This window comes from Streptomyces sp. NPDC053755, from assembly GCF_040677675.1.
Classification (GTDB): Bacteria; Actinomycetota; Actinomycetes; order Streptomycetales; family Streptomycetaceae; genus Streptomyces.
The window spans coordinates 48836-62997 of record NZ_JBFASK010000011.1 but is presented as its reverse complement, the minus strand read 5'-3'; the positions used below and the strand labels follow the sequence as shown (position 1 = coordinate 62997).

The following is a 14162-nucleotide window of genomic DNA, read 5'->3' as shown; positions in this document are numbered from 1 at the left end:
GTCGTCCCCAGGAGAGCCCCATGCCTTCTCCCTTCCCCTTCACCGGACGCCGCGCCGCCGGCGCCGCCCTGACGGCCGCGCTCCTCGTGCCGCTGGCCGCCTGCGGCGACGCCGGCACGAAGGACGCCGGCGGCCAGGGCGCCGCCTCCGCCTCCGGCGCCCCCGAGGCCGAGCTGACGGTCCTGGCCGCCGCCTCCCTGACCGATGTCTTCAAGACCGCCGGCGCCGCGTACGAGAAGAAGCACCCCGGGACCACCGTGACCTTCTCCTTCGCCGGGTCGCAGGAGCTCGCCGCGCAGGTGAAGCAGGGCGCTCCCGCCGACGCCCTGGTCACGGCCGACACCAAGACGATGGACGGGCTGCGGGCCGACACCGGCGCGCCGACCGTCATCGCCAGGAACCGCCTGGTCATCGCCACCGGCGAGGGCAACCCCAAGAAGATCGACGAGCTGAAGGACCTCGGCGACCCGGGGCTGAAGGTCGTCCTCGCCGCGCCCGAGGTGCCGGCCGGGCGCTACAGCGCGAAGATCCTCGACGCGCAGAAGATCGCGGTGAGGCCGGTCTCGCAGGAGCCGAACGTCCGCGCCGTGCTCAGCAAGGTCGAGCTGGGCGAGGCCGACGCCGGCCTCGTCTACAAGACCGACGCCGAGAAGTCCGCCGACGAGGTCGACGCGGTCGCGATCCCCGACGAGCAGAACGCCATCGCCGCGTATCCGGCCGCCACGCTCAAGGCGTCGAAGAACTCCGAGGCCGCCGCCGCGTTCGTCGCCTGGCTGAGCGGCCCGGAGGCGCGGGAGATACTGCGGGACGCCGGCTTCCAGCTGCCGTAGCCGCGTCCGCGCCCATGCCGGGGCTGCCCAGGTCCGGGGGGGGACCGGGCGGCTCCGGTACGGCTCCATCCGTCGCTCCCTCCTCCTCCGAGCCCGGGAACCATCGATGAAACGCCTCCGCCCCCTCCCGCCGGCCTCGGCCCGGACGCCGCGTGGCCGGCGCGCCTCGCGGGCGCGCGCGCCGCTCGCGCTGGCGGTTCCCGCGCTGCTGGCCGTCGCGTTCCTGCTGATGCCGCTGATCGGGATCCTCGTCCGCACGTCGTGGGGCGAGCTCGGAGACCATCTGACCAGCGCGGGTACCACGCGGGCGCTGCGTCTCTCGCTCGTCGTCTCGCTGTGGGCCCTCGGCCTGTCGCTGCTCCTCGGCGTGCCGCTGGCCTGGCTGCTCGCCCGGGTGGACTTCCCCGGCAAGGCGTTCGTCCGCTCCCTCGTCCTGCTCCCGATGGTCCTGCCGCCCACCGTCGGCGGGGTCGCCCTGCTGCTGGCCTTCGGCCGCCGCGGCCTGCTCGGTCCGTGGCTGGAGGACGCCTTCGGCATCACGCTGCCGTTCCATACCTCGGGCGCGGTCCTCGCCGCGACGTTCGTCGCCATGCCCTTCCTCGTCATCAGCCTGGAAGGCGCGCTCGGCGGACTCCGTCCCCGCTACGAGGAGACCGCCGCCTCGCTGGGTGCCTCGCCCCTCCGGGTGTTCCTCACCGTGACCCTGCCCATGGTCGCGCCGGGTCTCGTCGCGGGCGCCGCCCTCACCTGGGCTCGGGCACTGGGCGAGTTCGGGGCCACCATCACCTTCGCCGGCAATCTCCCCGGCACCACCCAGACCCTGCCCCTCCAGGTGTATCTGCTGCTCCAGGAGGAGCCGGAGGCGGCGACGTCCGTCTCCCTCCTGCTGCTCGTCATCGCCATGCTCGTCCTGATCGCGCTGCGCGGACGCTGGACCGGAACCCCGAGCGACCGGCCCCGCCCCGCGGCGCACGCGGCGGAGGAGCCGGACCCCGCCCCCGCGACGCTCCCCGCCGACCCGGCACCCGTCGCGACGCGGGACCGCTGGTCCCTCCACGCCGAGGTCTGCGGCTTCACCGAACTGACCCTGGACGCCGAACCGGGCACCACCATCGCCGTGGTCGGCGCCAACGGCGCGGGCAAGACCACCCTTCTGCGCGCCCTCCTCGGCCTGACCCCCCGCGCGCACGCCACCGTCCGTCTCGGTGACACCGACGTCACCGCGCGGCCTCCGCACCGCAGGGAGATCGCCTGGGTCCCCCAGGACGGCGCCCTCTTCCCGCACATGAGCGCCCTCGCCAACACCGCCTACGGGCTGCGCGCGCACGGTGCCTCCCGCGCCGAGGCGCGCCGCGAGGCGCGGCGGTGGCTCGACCGGCTCGGCGTCGGGCACCTCGCGCGCCGCAGGCCGGCGCAGCTCTCCGGCGGACAGGCACAGCGCGTGGCCCTCGCGCGCGCCCTGGCCGCCCGCCCCCGGCTGCTCCTCCTCGACGAGCCGCTCGCCGCACTCGACCAGACCACGCGCGCGCACGTACGCCACACCCTGCGCCGGCATCTCGACGGCTTCGGCGGCGTCTGCCTGATCGTGACCCACGACCCGGTCGAGGCGGTCGCCCTGGCGGGCCGCGTCCTCGTCCTCGACGACGGCCGGACGCTCCAGGACGCTCCGCCCTCCGAGGTCACCCGGCACCCCCGCTCCCCGTGGGTGGCCCGCATGCTCGGGCGCAACGCCTGGCCCGGCACGGGCTCGCCCGAGGGGCTGCGACTGGCCGACGGCGGCCGCCTGGTGGTCGCGGAGGCCGTCCCGACGGGCACCGAGGCGCTGGCGGTCATCGCCCCCGAGGCCGTCTCCCTCCACCGTGACAAGCCCGCCGGCAGCCCCCGCAACGTCTGGCCCGGCACCGTCCGGGAGATCACCACCTCCGGCAGCCGTCTGCGCGTCCTGGTCACCTCCGACCGGGCCCCCGACCTGGTCGCGGAGATCACACCTCAGGCGGCGGCCGAACTCGGGCTCGGCGACGGGACGGCGGTGTGGACGAGCGTGAAGGCGACGGAGGTGACGGTCGTGGCCCTCTGACGGGGACACCGTGGACGGCCCGGAGAGGTCGTGACGCGGAGCGGACGGAGTCATTGACTCCGGGTTCCTCCCCGTGAGAGAAACCGCTTGCTAAGGCGCGCTCCTCCCCGCGCCGCCGCCCCACCCGCCCCGGGGGTCCTCTCGCCATGCACTCCTCCGTCCCCTCTCCCCTTCCCGCCTCCTTCCTGTCCCGTCGCGGTCTGCTGCGCGCGACCCTCGGCGCCGCCGCCCTGGCACCGTTCGCGGTGCCGGCATCCGCCGCACCCGCCGTCGCCGCCGATGCCTACGACGCGCTCCGCCTGACGTGGCGGGACCTGCTCCTCGGCACCGGCTTCGACCCCGCCGCCGAGCCCTTCGCCTCGAAGCTGGCCGCGCTCGGCGCGACCGCCCGCGACCTCCGCGCCTCCATGGCCCCGGCGAACGGCTCCCTCTGGCCCGACCTCCCGTACCTCGACCCGGAGCCGGACACGGACGCCGAGTCGTACACGTACTCCGGCAATCTGCAGACGAGTTACAGCCGGCTGCGCACCCTCACCGAGGCGTACGCCCAGCCCGGTACCGGACTCAGCGGCGACACCGGCCTGCGGACGGACATCCTCACCGGACTCGACCACCTGCACGACCAGGCCTATCGCGCGGGCCGGGCCCGCTACGGCAACTGGTACAACTGGCAGATCGGCATCCCGCAGGCCCTCCTCGACATCGACGTGCTCCTGTACGAGCACCTGGGAGCGGCCCGTGTCGGGGCACACACCGCCGCCGTCGACCACTTCGTGCCGGACAGCGCGGTCGCGCACTACACCGGCACCTCCACGGGCGCCAACCGGGTCGACCTGTGCCGGGTCCTGGCGCTGCGCGGTGCCGTGGGCGGTTCCCCGGCGAAGCTGGCCCTCGCCCGCGACGCGTTGTCGCCGGTCTTCCCCTACGTCACCTCAGGGGACGGGCTCTACGCCGACGGAAGCTTCGTCCAGCACCTCTACGTGCCCTACGCCGGGTCGTACGGCGCCGTCATGCTCGGCGGCCTGTCGATGCTGTTCGCCCTGCTGGCGGGCTCCGCCTGGGAGGTCACGGACAACGGCAGGCAGGTCGTCCTCGACTCCGTCGAGAAGGCGTACGCGCCGTTCCTCTTCAACGGCCTGGCCATGGACGCCGTCTCGGGGCGCGCGGTCAGCAGGGGCGTGCAGAAGGCGGACACCCGGGGCGTGCGTCAGGACGACCATCTGCGCGGTCACGCCGTCATCGCGTGCGTACCCCTGCTCGCGCGGAGCGCGTCCGCCGCCGAGAGGGCCCGCTGGGACGGCATGGTCAAGGGCTGGATCGCGCGCGACTACTACAGCCCCGTCCTCTCCAGCCCCGCGCTCGGCGTCGCCGCGCTCGCCCGCCTCGAGAGCGTGGACGGCGGTCCGGCCCCGGCGACGCCCGAGCCGTCCGGGCATCGACTCTTCCCCGGCATGGACCGGGCCGTGCACCGTCGCCCTGGCTGGGCCGCGTGCCTCTCCATGGCGTCCAACCGGATCACGTACTACGAGAACGGCAACGGCGAGAACCTGCGGGCCTGGCACAGCGGATCGGGGATGCTGTACTGGTGGGGCGGCGACTTCGCCAACGGGCAGTACAGCGACGACTTCTGGCCGACGGTCGATCCCTACCGGCTGCCCGGCACCACCGCCTCCCGCACCCCGCTGGCCGACGGCGAGGGCGGCGTGTGGGGCGCCGCCCGGCCGGACGTGCGCTGGGTCGGCGGGGCGACCGACGGCACGTACGCGGCCGTCGGGCAGTACCTGAAGGGACTGTCCTCCACCCTCCTGGCCAAGAAGTCGTGGTTCTTCCTCGACGACTCGGTCGTCTGCCTCGGCGCAGGGATCCACGGCCGCGACGGCACCGGCGTCGAATCGGTCGTCGAGAACCGCAACCTCGGGGCGAACGGCGTGCACGCCTTCACCGTCGACGGTACGGCCCAGCCCGGCACGCCCGGCTGGAGCGGCACACTCACCGGCGCCCGGTGGGCCCATCTCGCGGGCCACGCCGGGTACGTCTTCCCCGGGGGTGCCACGACACCGCTGAAGGCGCTGCGCCAGGCGCGGACGGGCGCCTGGTCGGACATCAACAGGAGCGCCGTGACCGATCCGGTCACCCGCAGGTACCTCACCCTCTGGTTCGACCACGGCACCGACCCGACGTGGGCCGCGTACTCCTACGTGCTGATGCCGGGAGCGAGCCAGGCGGCCACGGCGGCCCGCGCCGCCGACACGGCCTGGCTCGCGGTCCTCGCCAACACCAACGACCGGCAGGGCGTCCGCGTCCCCTCCCTCGGCTTCACGGGAATCAACTTCTGGGTCGGCGGCACGGTCGGCGACGTGACGGCCGGCGCCCCCGCCTGCGTGATGATCCGCGAGACGGGAACGACCGCGACCGTCTGCGTCTCCGGTCCCCTGCGCGACGGCGCGGCCATCGACCTGACATGGAACCGGCCGGTCTCCGCCGTCCTCTCCAGGGACCCCGCGGTCACCGTGCAGGGCACGGGCTCCGCGCTCCGCCTGCGCATCGCGCCGGGCACCCTCGCGGGGGTGCACAAGGCGGTGGTCCGGACGGGCTGAGAGGCACCGGACCCGAGCACGGCACCCGCCGCACCGCCCGGACGGCCGCGCCCCGATGGCCGCCTGGGCGGCCCGGTGGTCCACTCGGGAACGTGCCCTTCGACCACTACGGCGTCCTCGTCGGAACCCTGCGGCATCACTTCCGCGACACGCCCGACTCGCAGGGCTCCTGGTTTCACGTCCATCTCAGGGTCGACGCGCCAGGAGGCCAGTACAGGTGCGCCGTCGACGTGGACAGCCACCAGTCCGCCACCGGCGTGCAGTGGAAGACCTTCACCGTGGAGGCCTCGGACCTCGGCCCGGTGACCGCGCTGCCGCCCGGCTTCCACGATCTCGCCCGGACGGCCGGCTCCGGGGCCCTCGACTACATCCGGCACCGGGCGCTGCGTGGCCGCCCCGGCTGCGCCGGGCGCCTGCTGTCGCGGTGGACGACGTCGTCACGGCCGTGGACCTCCGGCTCCAACCTGGACGCCGCCCTGGCCCTGGAGCCGATCCTCGTCGTCGGCCGACCGATCCTCGTCTTCGGCGAGCCGTTCGACGCGGGTCTGGGCATGCACAACATCCACCAGAACCAGGGCGATCCGCAGGGCAGCCCGTGGTGGGACGAGAACGGCGTCTGGCAGGACGGAGCGACCGTGACCCGCCGCCCCGACGGCCGCTACGACGTCTTCCTCAACAAGTTCTCCACCCAGAAGGACCGCACGGACGCCGAGGGCCATCCACTTCCGTCCTCCTAGGGCGTGTGACGGCGTCTGGTGCGTGCGATCGCACGGCGGAGGGTCGCCCTCCTACTGGACGGACGTGGACGATCCCGGCAACGCGGCGAGCGTGCGTGCCAGGCGTCGCGGGGCAGGCGGGACTTTCGAAACACGCCCCAGGGCGTGTCCGGACGGTCTCCCGGCCCGTGCGGCCCGTACGACCGGTGATCGGCAGCACGTCATGTCAGAGCCCGGTCGGCGGCGCCGACAGGTTCGCCCACCGTCTCCCCGGCCTGCGCCGGGACGCCGCCCTGCGCGGCGGCGCCACCGCGCAGGGCGGTGAGGAACGAGCGGGCCCAGTGGCTCACGTCGTGGGTGAGGACGTGACCGCGCATGGCGGTCATGCGGTGGCGGGCCTCGGCCGGGCCCATCTCCAGGGCGCGGGCCAGCTGGGACTTGACCTCCTCCAGGTGGTACGGATTGACCTGGAGGGCGTCGGTGAGTTCGGCGGCGGCGCCCGCGAACTCGCTGAGGACCAGGGCGCCGCCGAGGTCGTGGCGGCAGGCGACGTACTCCTTGCAGACCAGGTTCATCCCGTCGCGCAGCGGGGTGACGAGCATGACGTCGGCCGCGCGGTAGAAGGCGGCGAGCTCCTCGCGGCCCACCGAGGTGTGCAGATAGTGGACGGCGGGGTGCCCGACCCTTCCGAACTCCCCGTTCATGCGGCCCACCGCCCGTTCGATGTCCTCGCGCATGCGGATGTAGTGCTCGACGCGCTCGCGGCTCGGGGTGGCGATCTGCACCATCGTGGTGTCCCGGGCGGAGATCCGCCCCTCCGCGAGGAGTTCGTGCAGGGCGCGGAGCCGGATGTCGATGCCCTTGGTGTAGTCGAGCCGGTCGACGCCGAGCACGATCTTCCGCGGGTTGCCGAGGTCGGCGCGGATCCGGCGGGCCCGGCGCTCGATGTCGGGCCGGCGGGCCAGGCTGTCGAGTTCGGCGGCGTCGATGGAGATGGGGAAGGCCCCCACCCCCACCGTGCGGTCGCCGACGGTCAGCCGGCCGGGTTCGTCACCGACGTCGGACACGGGCCGGCCCGCCTCGGCCTCGGCCAGCGTCCGGGCGAGCCACTGGAAGTTCCGTGCCCCGCCGGGGCGGTGGAAGCCGATGAGGTCCGCGCCCAGAAGTCCCTGCACGATCTCGGTGCGCCAGGGGAGCCGCATGAAGAGCTCGACGGGAGGGAACGGGATGTGCAGGAAGAAGCCGATCCGCAGGTCGGGCCGCAGGTCGCGCAGCATCGCGGGGACGAGCTGGAGCTGGTAGTCCTGGATCCAGACCGTGGCCCCGGGCCCGCCGGCCTCGGCGGCGGCCGCGGCGAACTTGCGGTTGACGTGGACGTACGCTTCCCACCAGTGGCGGTGGTACTCCGGCGGCATGACCACGTCGTGGTACAGCGGCCACAACGTGGCGTTGGAGAAGCCCTCGTAGAAGTCGTCGACCTCCTCCACCGTCAGGCCGACCGGGTGCAGCAGCAGTTCACCGTCCTGCCAGGAGCCCCGTGTCGTGCCGCCGACGCCGGGCCAGCCGACCCACGCTCCCCGGTGGGCGCGGAGGAAGGGCTCGAGCGCGCTCACCAGACCGCCAGGACTGCGGCGCCACCGTTCGGCGCCGTCCGCGTCCCGCTCCAGACTCACCGGCAGCCGGTTGGCCACGACGACGAGACCGGCACCGGTCGCCGTCGCTCCGTTCTCGTGCGGTTCTTCCATCCGGGTGCCTTCTTTCGCGAGATCACTCGGTCCTGGCCCACCGGGGAAACGGTGTACGTCAGTTCCGGAAGTCGACGATCGTCTACAGATCGGTGGTGCCCCTTTCGTTCTCGAAAATGTCCGCCCGATCGCAATAGTGACGAATTTGCGGGACGCGCACAGGAGGGCCTTTTCCGTCAACCCGTTCCGACCGCGACATCTGCGGGAAAGACGTGAAGACATGGGCGCTCTCGTGCAGGGAGAAACTGCTGCAACCAAAGGGAGCAGAGCGATTATTGGGGCTCTTCTCGACTCAGCCGGCGTCGAACTCCCGCTGCTCTCGGGAGGTGCCGTAAAGAAGGGAGCGGTCGTCGGCCTTCGTCCTGCGCGAGGTGACGCGACGGAAGTGAGGGCTTCGGCGACATCCGCCGCATTCCGTTCGGCCCCCAGAGAAGACGTGGGTCCCCGCTCGCGAATCCGGGCACGCGCCTGATCGCATTCCCGCCTCCGCTCCCGAGCGCGGAGAGCGAACGGCATCGGCCGTGTCCCCGCGCCATGAGGCCGGCGTCGTCGAGTAAGCCTCCGTGGTCTGGGTAGGCGCCGACCGGCTGCCCCGGAGGAGCGACAGGGAGGTGTTCCCCATGAGCACACCGAGCAATCCGGACCCGGAGCCCCGCACCACGCCCGGTCTCGACGCGGGCGGCGGCGTGCCCCCCGGAGAGACCCCTCCGGCCGAGGCGGGCACGAGCACCGGCACCGGCCCTCACCGGCCGCCCCGCCGCGGCTGGGCGCGTGGCCCCCTGGCCGTCGTCTGGGTCCTCGCCCTCGCCTGCGCGCTGTTCTTCCTCGCGTACGCGCTCGTGCTCGCCACGCGCTGACGCCGCCCGCCCGCGGACGCGGGGGGGGCGGCGACCGCCGCCCGCCCGCGGGGCTCCCGCGGGCGGGTCGTTCCGGCGCGCTTCAGCGCGCGCCCCGGCCCCGCCCACCCGCGCGCACGCCGTCCGGTCACCCTCAGCGCACGCCTCGACCTCCGCCGCAGTCTCCGCGCCCCCGGACGCCCCTGCCTCCGCGCCCCGCGCCGGCTCCCCTCCCCCTACCAAGGCTCCGGGCATTCGGCATGGAGACGGGCATATCCGGGTGAAAGGGTGCTTCCAGCGAGTAGCGCTGCTCGGCAGGGGTAGCAGCGGCCCGGAGGCCGAGCACCCGCTCCCTCCCCGTCCCCGTCCCCGTCCCCGTCCCCGCAGAGCCTCTCGTGACGAACCGCCTCCCGCGCCCCCGAAGAGCACCCGGACAGGCGGTTTCGTCTGGCGGCCCGCACGCACGTGACGGACGCTGAAGTTCCGCACCGGCCCCCCGGAGCGCGCCCCGCCCGGGCGCGGGGGGGGCGCCGCCGGCTTCTCGTCCTCCGGAGCTGCGGCTCATCACCTCACGTCCGTCGGAGGAGATCACCCATGACCACTTCATTCCCGACCCGCTGGCGGCACGCGGTCGTCACGGGCGGCGCCGGCTTCGTCGGTTCGCACCTGTGCGCCGCCCTGCTCGACGCCGGAACGGCGGTGACCTGCGTCGACGACTTCAGCACCGGGCGCCGGTCGAACGTCTCCCCCCTGATGGACGACCCCGGGTTCACCCTTCTGGAGGCGAACGTCTCCGAACCCTTCTCCGTCGGCCGACCGCCCGACCTCGTCCTCCACTTCGCCTCGCCCGCCTCTCCCGCGGACTATCTCCGCCTCCCCCTGCACACCCTGGAGGTCGGCAGCCTCGGGACGCGGAACGCCCTGGCCCTCGCCCGGACCTCGGAGGCGCGTTTCGTGCTCGCCTCGACGTCCGAGGTGTACGGCGACCCGCAGGAACATCCGCAGAGCGAGCGGTACTGGGGCCATGTGAACCCGGTCGGGCCGCGCAGCGTCTACGACGAGGCCAAGCGCTTCGGCGAGGCGCTCACGACGGCCGAGTCGTCGGAGCACGGCACCGACACCGCCATCGTGCGGCTCTTCAACACCTACGGACCGCGCATGCGCGGATACGACGGTCGGGCGGTGCCCACCTTCGTACGGCAGGCCCTCGACGGGGCGCCGCTGACGGTCACCGGGGACGGTCTGCAGACCCGGTCCCTCTGTTACGTCGACGACACCGTCCGAGGCATCCTCGCGGCCGCCGCCCACGGGATGCGCGGCCCGGTCAACCTCGGCAACCCGACCGAGATCACCATGCTGGACCTGGCGCGCTGGATCGTCGAACTCACCGGCTCCCGATCGGAGATCCGGTTCATCGAGCGGCCCACCGACGATCCCGCCGTCCGCTGCCCGGACATCACACTGGCCCGCGACAAGCTCCAGTGGGAGCCCACGGTCCAGGCCGAGGAAGGGCTGCGGCGCACGATCGCCTGGTTCCGCGCCCATCAGGACGACTGACCCCGCGCGCCACGCCCTCCTCGCGAGAGACAACCGTGCCCCGACAGCGGAAAGGCCCCCGCCACCATGCGTGTTCTCGGAATCAACGCTCTCTTCCACGACCCCGCCGCCGCCCTGGTCGTCGACGGGAAGACGGTCGCCGCAGCGGAAGAGGAACGATTCTCCCGACGTAAGCACGGCAAACGCCCCGTGCCGTTCTCCGCCTGGGAACTGCCCGAACAGGCGGCCCGCTGGTGCCTGCAGCGGGCCGGTCTGCGACCCCAGGACCTCGACGCCGTCGCGTACTCCTACGACCCGGCACAGTCCCTGCCGGCCGACGCCATGGGCCTCGACGACCCGTGGGACCACCTCCGTCAGACGTACGCGCGGGAGGTTCCCGGGTTCCTGCAGACCGCGCTCCCCGGCCTCGACCCCGGCATCGTCCGCTTCGTCGGCCACCACATGGCACACGCCGCGTCCAGCGCCTTCGCCGCGGACGACGCCGAGACGTCCTCGGTCCTGGTCCTCGACGGCCGGGGAGAACGCGGCTCCCACCTGTCCGCGCGCCGGACCGGCGACCGCATCGAGCCGCTGTACGCCCAGGAACTCCCCGAATCCCTCGGCCTCGTGTACGAGGAACTCACCGACCACCTGGGATTCCTGCGCTCCTCCGACGAGTTCAAGGTCATGGCGCTCGCCTCGCACGGCACGCCCCGCATGCTCGCCGAACTCCGCCGTTACGTCCACCCGACGGGCGAGGGCGGCTTCCGCGCGAGCGGCGTGCCCTGGGACGAGTTCTGCCCGCCCCGCGCGCCCGACGAGCCGTGGACCCAGGCCCATGCGGACGTCGCGGCGAGCACCCAGGCCGTCCTGGAGGAGACGATGCTGGACCTCGTGCGGTGGCTTCACGGGCGCACGCACGACCGGCTGCTGACCCTCGCCGGCGGTGTCGCCCTCAACTGCGTCGCCAACTCGCGGATCGCTCGCGAAGGGCCGTTCGCGCGCGTGTGGGTGCAGCCCGCCGCCGGTGACGCCGGCACCGCGCTCGGGAGCGCCCTGCTCCTGTCGGCGGGGGCGGGCGACAACCCGGAGCCGATGCCGACGGCCGCCCTCGGCCGGGACTGGTCCGACGCGGAGCTCGCCGGCTGGCTGAAGACGGCGGCCATCCCGTTCGAGCGCCCGCCCGACATCGCCGCCACCGTGGCCGAGGCACTGGCCGACAACGCCATCGTGGCCTGGTTCCAAGGGCGTTCCGAGTACGGGCCGCGGGCTCTCGGCCACCGCTCGCTGCTCGCCCACCCCGGACACGCGGGCAACCTGGAGCGGCTCAACGACGTGAAGGGCCGCGAACAGTTCCGGCCCGTCGCGCCCATGGTGCTCGCCGAGCGGGCGGCCGAGATGTTCGACGGGCCGCTGCCCAGTCCCTACATGCTCTTCGTGCACGACGTCGCCGCCGAGTGGCGCGAGCGCATCCCGGCGGTCGTGCACGTCGACGGCACGGCACGGATCCAGACGGTCGACCGGGACCGGGAGCCGCTCGTGGCGCGCATGCTCGAGGAGTTCGAGCGCCGCACGGGCCTGCCGGTCGTCGTCAACACCAGCCTCAACACCGCCGGAAGGCCCATGGCGGACGATCCGCGCGACGCCCTGGAGTGCTTCGGCTCGTCCCCGGTCGACCTGCTGGCCATCGGTCCCTTCGCGGTCCGCCGCGACGAGATGTTCCGTTCCGGCGCGAACGGGTGGTCGCGATGAACGGCCGCAGCCCCGCGCTCTCGTACGCCGTGGTCGTACCGACCCTCGGACGGCCGAGCCTCGGCCGCTGCCTCGCCGCCCTGGCCGCGTCCCCCGGACCGAAGCCGACCCGGATCGTGATCGTCCACGACCGCCCCGGCGGCGGGGCGATCCCCGGGCTCAGGATCCCCGAGGCCCTCAGGTCCCTGACCGCCGTCGTGCCCGGCGGAGGGCGCGGTCCGGCGGCGGCGCGGAACACCGGCGCCGTCGCCGCGGGCCCGGTGCCGTGGATCGTCTTCCTCGACGACGACGTGGTCCCCTCGGCCACCTGGGGCGAGGACCTGGAACGGGACCTCTCCACGGCCTCGTCCGACACCGCGGCGGTCTCCGCCCGTATCGACGTACCCCTGCCCGCGGACCGCCGCGCCACGGACTGGGAACGCAACACGGCCGGTCTGGCGACCGCCCGCTGGATCACCGCCGACATGGCCTTCCGCCGCGAGGCGCTGGAGGCGTCGGGAGGCTTCGACGAACGCTTCCGGCGCGCCTTCCGCGAGGACGCGGACCTGGCGCTGCGGCTCCTCGACGGCGGCTGGGTCCTGGCGGCGGGAACCCGGAGGACCACCCACCCCGTGCGACCGGCGGACCGCTGGGTCTCCCTGCGCCAGCAGGCCGGAAACGCCGACGACATCCTGATGAGGCGGCTGCACGGGCCTGACTGGTGGTCCCGCGCGGACGCTCCCCGCGGACGCATCCGCCGCCACCTGGCGGTGACCGCGGCCGGCGTCGGCGCGCTGGGCTGCGCCGCCCTCGGCAGGCCGGGAGCCGCGGCCGTGTGCGCGGCCGGCTGGCTGGCCGGGACCGCCGAGTTCGCCTTCGCCCGCATCGCCCCCGGCCCCCGTACGCCCGAGGAGATCACCGCCATGCTCCTGACGAGCGCGGTCATCCCGGCGGCCGCCACCTGGCACCGGCTGCGCGGGATGGTCGTCCACCGGTCGGCCCGCCCCCGCGAACGGGCCCGTCCCCCGGTCCTGCGCCCGACGGCTCCGGACGAGCCCCTGCGCGAGGGGGTCCGCTCATGACCGGCCCCTCGACGCCCCGGCCCCACCCACCGGACGCGCCGGGAGGTCGCGCGGGCGCCGTCGGCGGGGCCGGTCCCGCCGGCACCGACGCCGGTCACCCCCCGCACACCGCCCCGGCGCACCCGTCCGCCCCCGGACACCCCTGCCCCGGTGGCGTGGCGGCCGCACGTCCCGCCGCCGCGGATACCGGGCGTCCTCCGGGCGCGGGCGGCGGGCTCTCGCCGTCCGCACACGACCGCCGCTCACCGGCCGTGCGTCACGGTGGCGCGGACCGCCTCCCGACGCGGTCGCAGGACGCCGGACCCTGGCTGCTCGACAGCGAGGAAGGCAGGGCACCGGCACCCGTCGGAGCGGGACGGGCGCGGGCGCCGTACGCGCGACTGCCGGAGGCCGTTCTCTTCGACCGCGACGGAACGCTGATCGCGGACGTGCCGTACAACGGCGACCCGGACCTGGTGACGCCCCTGCCGGGCGCCACTGACGCCGTCAGCGCCCTTCGCGGACTCGGTGTCGCCGTCGGTGTGGTGAGCAACCAGTCCGGTGTGGCCCGGGGCCTGCTCACCCGTCAGGACGTGGAGGCGGTACGGCGGCGGGTGGACGACCTGCTCGGCCCCTTCGCCGTGTGGGCGGTCTGTCCGCACGGCCCGGACGACGGCTGTCGGTGCCGCAAGCCCGCGCCCGGTCTGGTCCTGGCCGCCTGCGCGCGGCTGGGAGTGCGGCCCGCCCGCACCGTGGTGATCGGCGACATCGGAGCCGACGTGGAGGCGGCACGGGCCGCCGGCGCCCGGGGCATCCTCGTGCCGACCCCGGTGACCCTGCCCGACGAGGTCGAGGCGGCAGCCGAGACCGCCGCCGGTCTCCCGGGCGCTGTCCGCGCGATCCTCCTGGGCGCCGCCCCCCGCTCGCACGCACCCCGCACGGGCGCGGTGCACCGCCCGCACACCCCCGCCCCCGGCACAAGCGAGCCGCTTCCCCGCGGAGGTGCCCGTTGAACGCACCCCCGTCGACCCTC

The 14162-nt window shown here is 74.1% G+C and carries 10 protein-coding genes; 9 read left to right on the top strand and 1 reads right to left on the bottom strand.

All coding sequences use genetic code 11. The features are described from left to right. Positions 1-20 precede the first annotated feature (20 nt). The 4 genes from modA (at position 21) to AB0K65_RS13630 (ending at position 6241) form a co-directional block, all read left to right on the top strand. Positions 21-830 (top strand): molybdate ABC transporter substrate-binding protein, encoded by an 810-nt coding sequence (gene modA, locus AB0K65_RS13645; protein ID WP_365716003.1) that lies wholly within the window; start codon positions 21-23, stop codon positions 828-830. Positions 831-936: 106 nt separating this feature from the next. Then, complete coding sequence (locus tag AB0K65_RS13640; RefSeq protein WP_365716002.1) at positions 937-2907, top strand: ABC transporter permease; 1971 nt, start codon at positions 937-939, stop codon at positions 2905-2907. Positions 2908-3053: 146 nt separating this feature from the next. Further along, a complete protein-coding gene (locus AB0K65_RS13635) occupies positions 3054-5504 on the top strand; it encodes a polysaccharide lyase 8 family protein (RefSeq protein WP_365716001.1) in 2451 nt (816 codons plus the stop codon). Between the two features lie 92 nt (positions 5505-5596). Then, entirely contained in the window at positions 5597-6241 is a 645-nt protein-coding gene (locus AB0K65_RS13630; RefSeq protein WP_365716000.1) for a DUF2278 family protein, read from the top strand. 200 nt (positions 6242-6441) lie between these two features. On the opposite strand, the gene AB0K65_RS13625 is transcribed toward AB0K65_RS13630, so the two are convergent. Continuing rightward, complete coding sequence (locus AB0K65_RS13625) at positions 6442-7965, bottom strand: trehalose-6-phosphate synthase (RefSeq protein WP_365715999.1); 1524 nt, start codon at positions 7963-7965, stop codon at positions 6442-6444. A gap of 620 nt (positions 7966-8585) precedes the next feature. On the opposite strand from AB0K65_RS13625, the gene AB0K65_RS13620 reads away from it, so the two are divergent. The 5 genes from AB0K65_RS13620 to AB0K65_RS13600 all read left to right on the top strand — a co-directional run bounded on the left by AB0K65_RS13620 (position 8586) and on the right by AB0K65_RS13600 (position 14142). Next, the gene (locus tag AB0K65_RS13620; protein ID WP_365715998.1) at positions 8586-8822 is read left to right on the top strand and encodes a DUF6480 family protein; all 237 of its coding nucleotides are present in this window, start codon (positions 8586-8588) and stop codon (positions 8820-8822) included. A 573-nt stretch (positions 8823-9395) separates the two neighbouring features. Beyond that, positions 9396-10358: an NAD-dependent epimerase/dehydratase family protein gene (locus AB0K65_RS13615; protein WP_365715997.1), complete on the top strand. Its 963-nt coding sequence runs from the start codon at positions 9396-9398 to the stop codon at positions 10356-10358. A gap of 66 nt (positions 10359-10424) precedes the next feature. Beyond that, entirely contained in the window at positions 10425-12089 is a 1665-nt protein-coding gene (locus AB0K65_RS13610) for a carbamoyltransferase C-terminal domain-containing protein (RefSeq protein WP_365715996.1), read from the top strand. After that, a complete protein-coding gene (locus tag AB0K65_RS13605; protein WP_365715995.1) occupies positions 12086-13150 on the top strand; it encodes a glycosyltransferase in 1065 nt (354 codons plus the stop codon). Before AB0K65_RS13610 ends, AB0K65_RS13605 begins: the two co-directional genes overlap by 4 nt. A 380-nt stretch (positions 13151-13530) precedes the next feature. After that, positions 13531-14142 (top strand): HAD-IIIA family hydrolase, encoded by a 612-nt coding sequence (locus AB0K65_RS13600; RefSeq protein WP_365716126.1) that lies wholly within the window; start codon positions 13531-13533, stop codon positions 14140-14142. Positions 14143-14162: the final 20 nt, after the last annotated feature.

What these genes read in the sequence shown, in the direction of transcription:
- modA (WP_365716003.1), top strand. Translation starts at nt 21, where the DNA reads ATGCCTTCTCCCTTCCCCTTCACCGGACGCCGCGCCGCCGGCGCCGCC.
- AB0K65_RS13640 (WP_365716002.1), top strand. Translation starts at nt 937, where the DNA reads ATGAAACGCCTCCGCCCCCTCCCGCCGGCCTCGGCCCGGACGCCGCGT.
- AB0K65_RS13620 (WP_365715998.1), top strand. Translation starts at nt 8,586, where the DNA reads ATGAGCACACCGAGCAATCCGGACCCGGAGCCCCGCACCACGCCCGGT.
- AB0K65_RS13610 (WP_365715996.1), top strand. Translation starts at nt 10,425, where the DNA reads ATGCGTGTTCTCGGAATCAACGCTCTCTTCCACGACCCCGCCGCCGCC.
- AB0K65_RS13635 (WP_365716001.1), top strand. Translation starts at nt 3,054, where the DNA reads ATGCACTCCTCCGTCCCCTCTCCCCTTCCCGCCTCCTTCCTGTCCCGT.
- AB0K65_RS13605 (WP_365715995.1), top strand. Translation starts at nt 12,086, where the DNA reads ATGAACGGCCGCAGCCCCGCGCTCTCGTACGCCGTGGTCGTACCGACC.
- AB0K65_RS13615 (WP_365715997.1), top strand. Translation starts at nt 9,396, where the DNA reads ATGACCACTTCATTCCCGACCCGCTGGCGGCACGCGGTCGTCACGGGC.
- AB0K65_RS13625 (WP_365715999.1), bottom strand. Translation starts at nt 7,965, where the DNA reads ATGGAAGAACCGCACGAGAACGGAGCGACGGCGACCGGTGCCGGTCTC.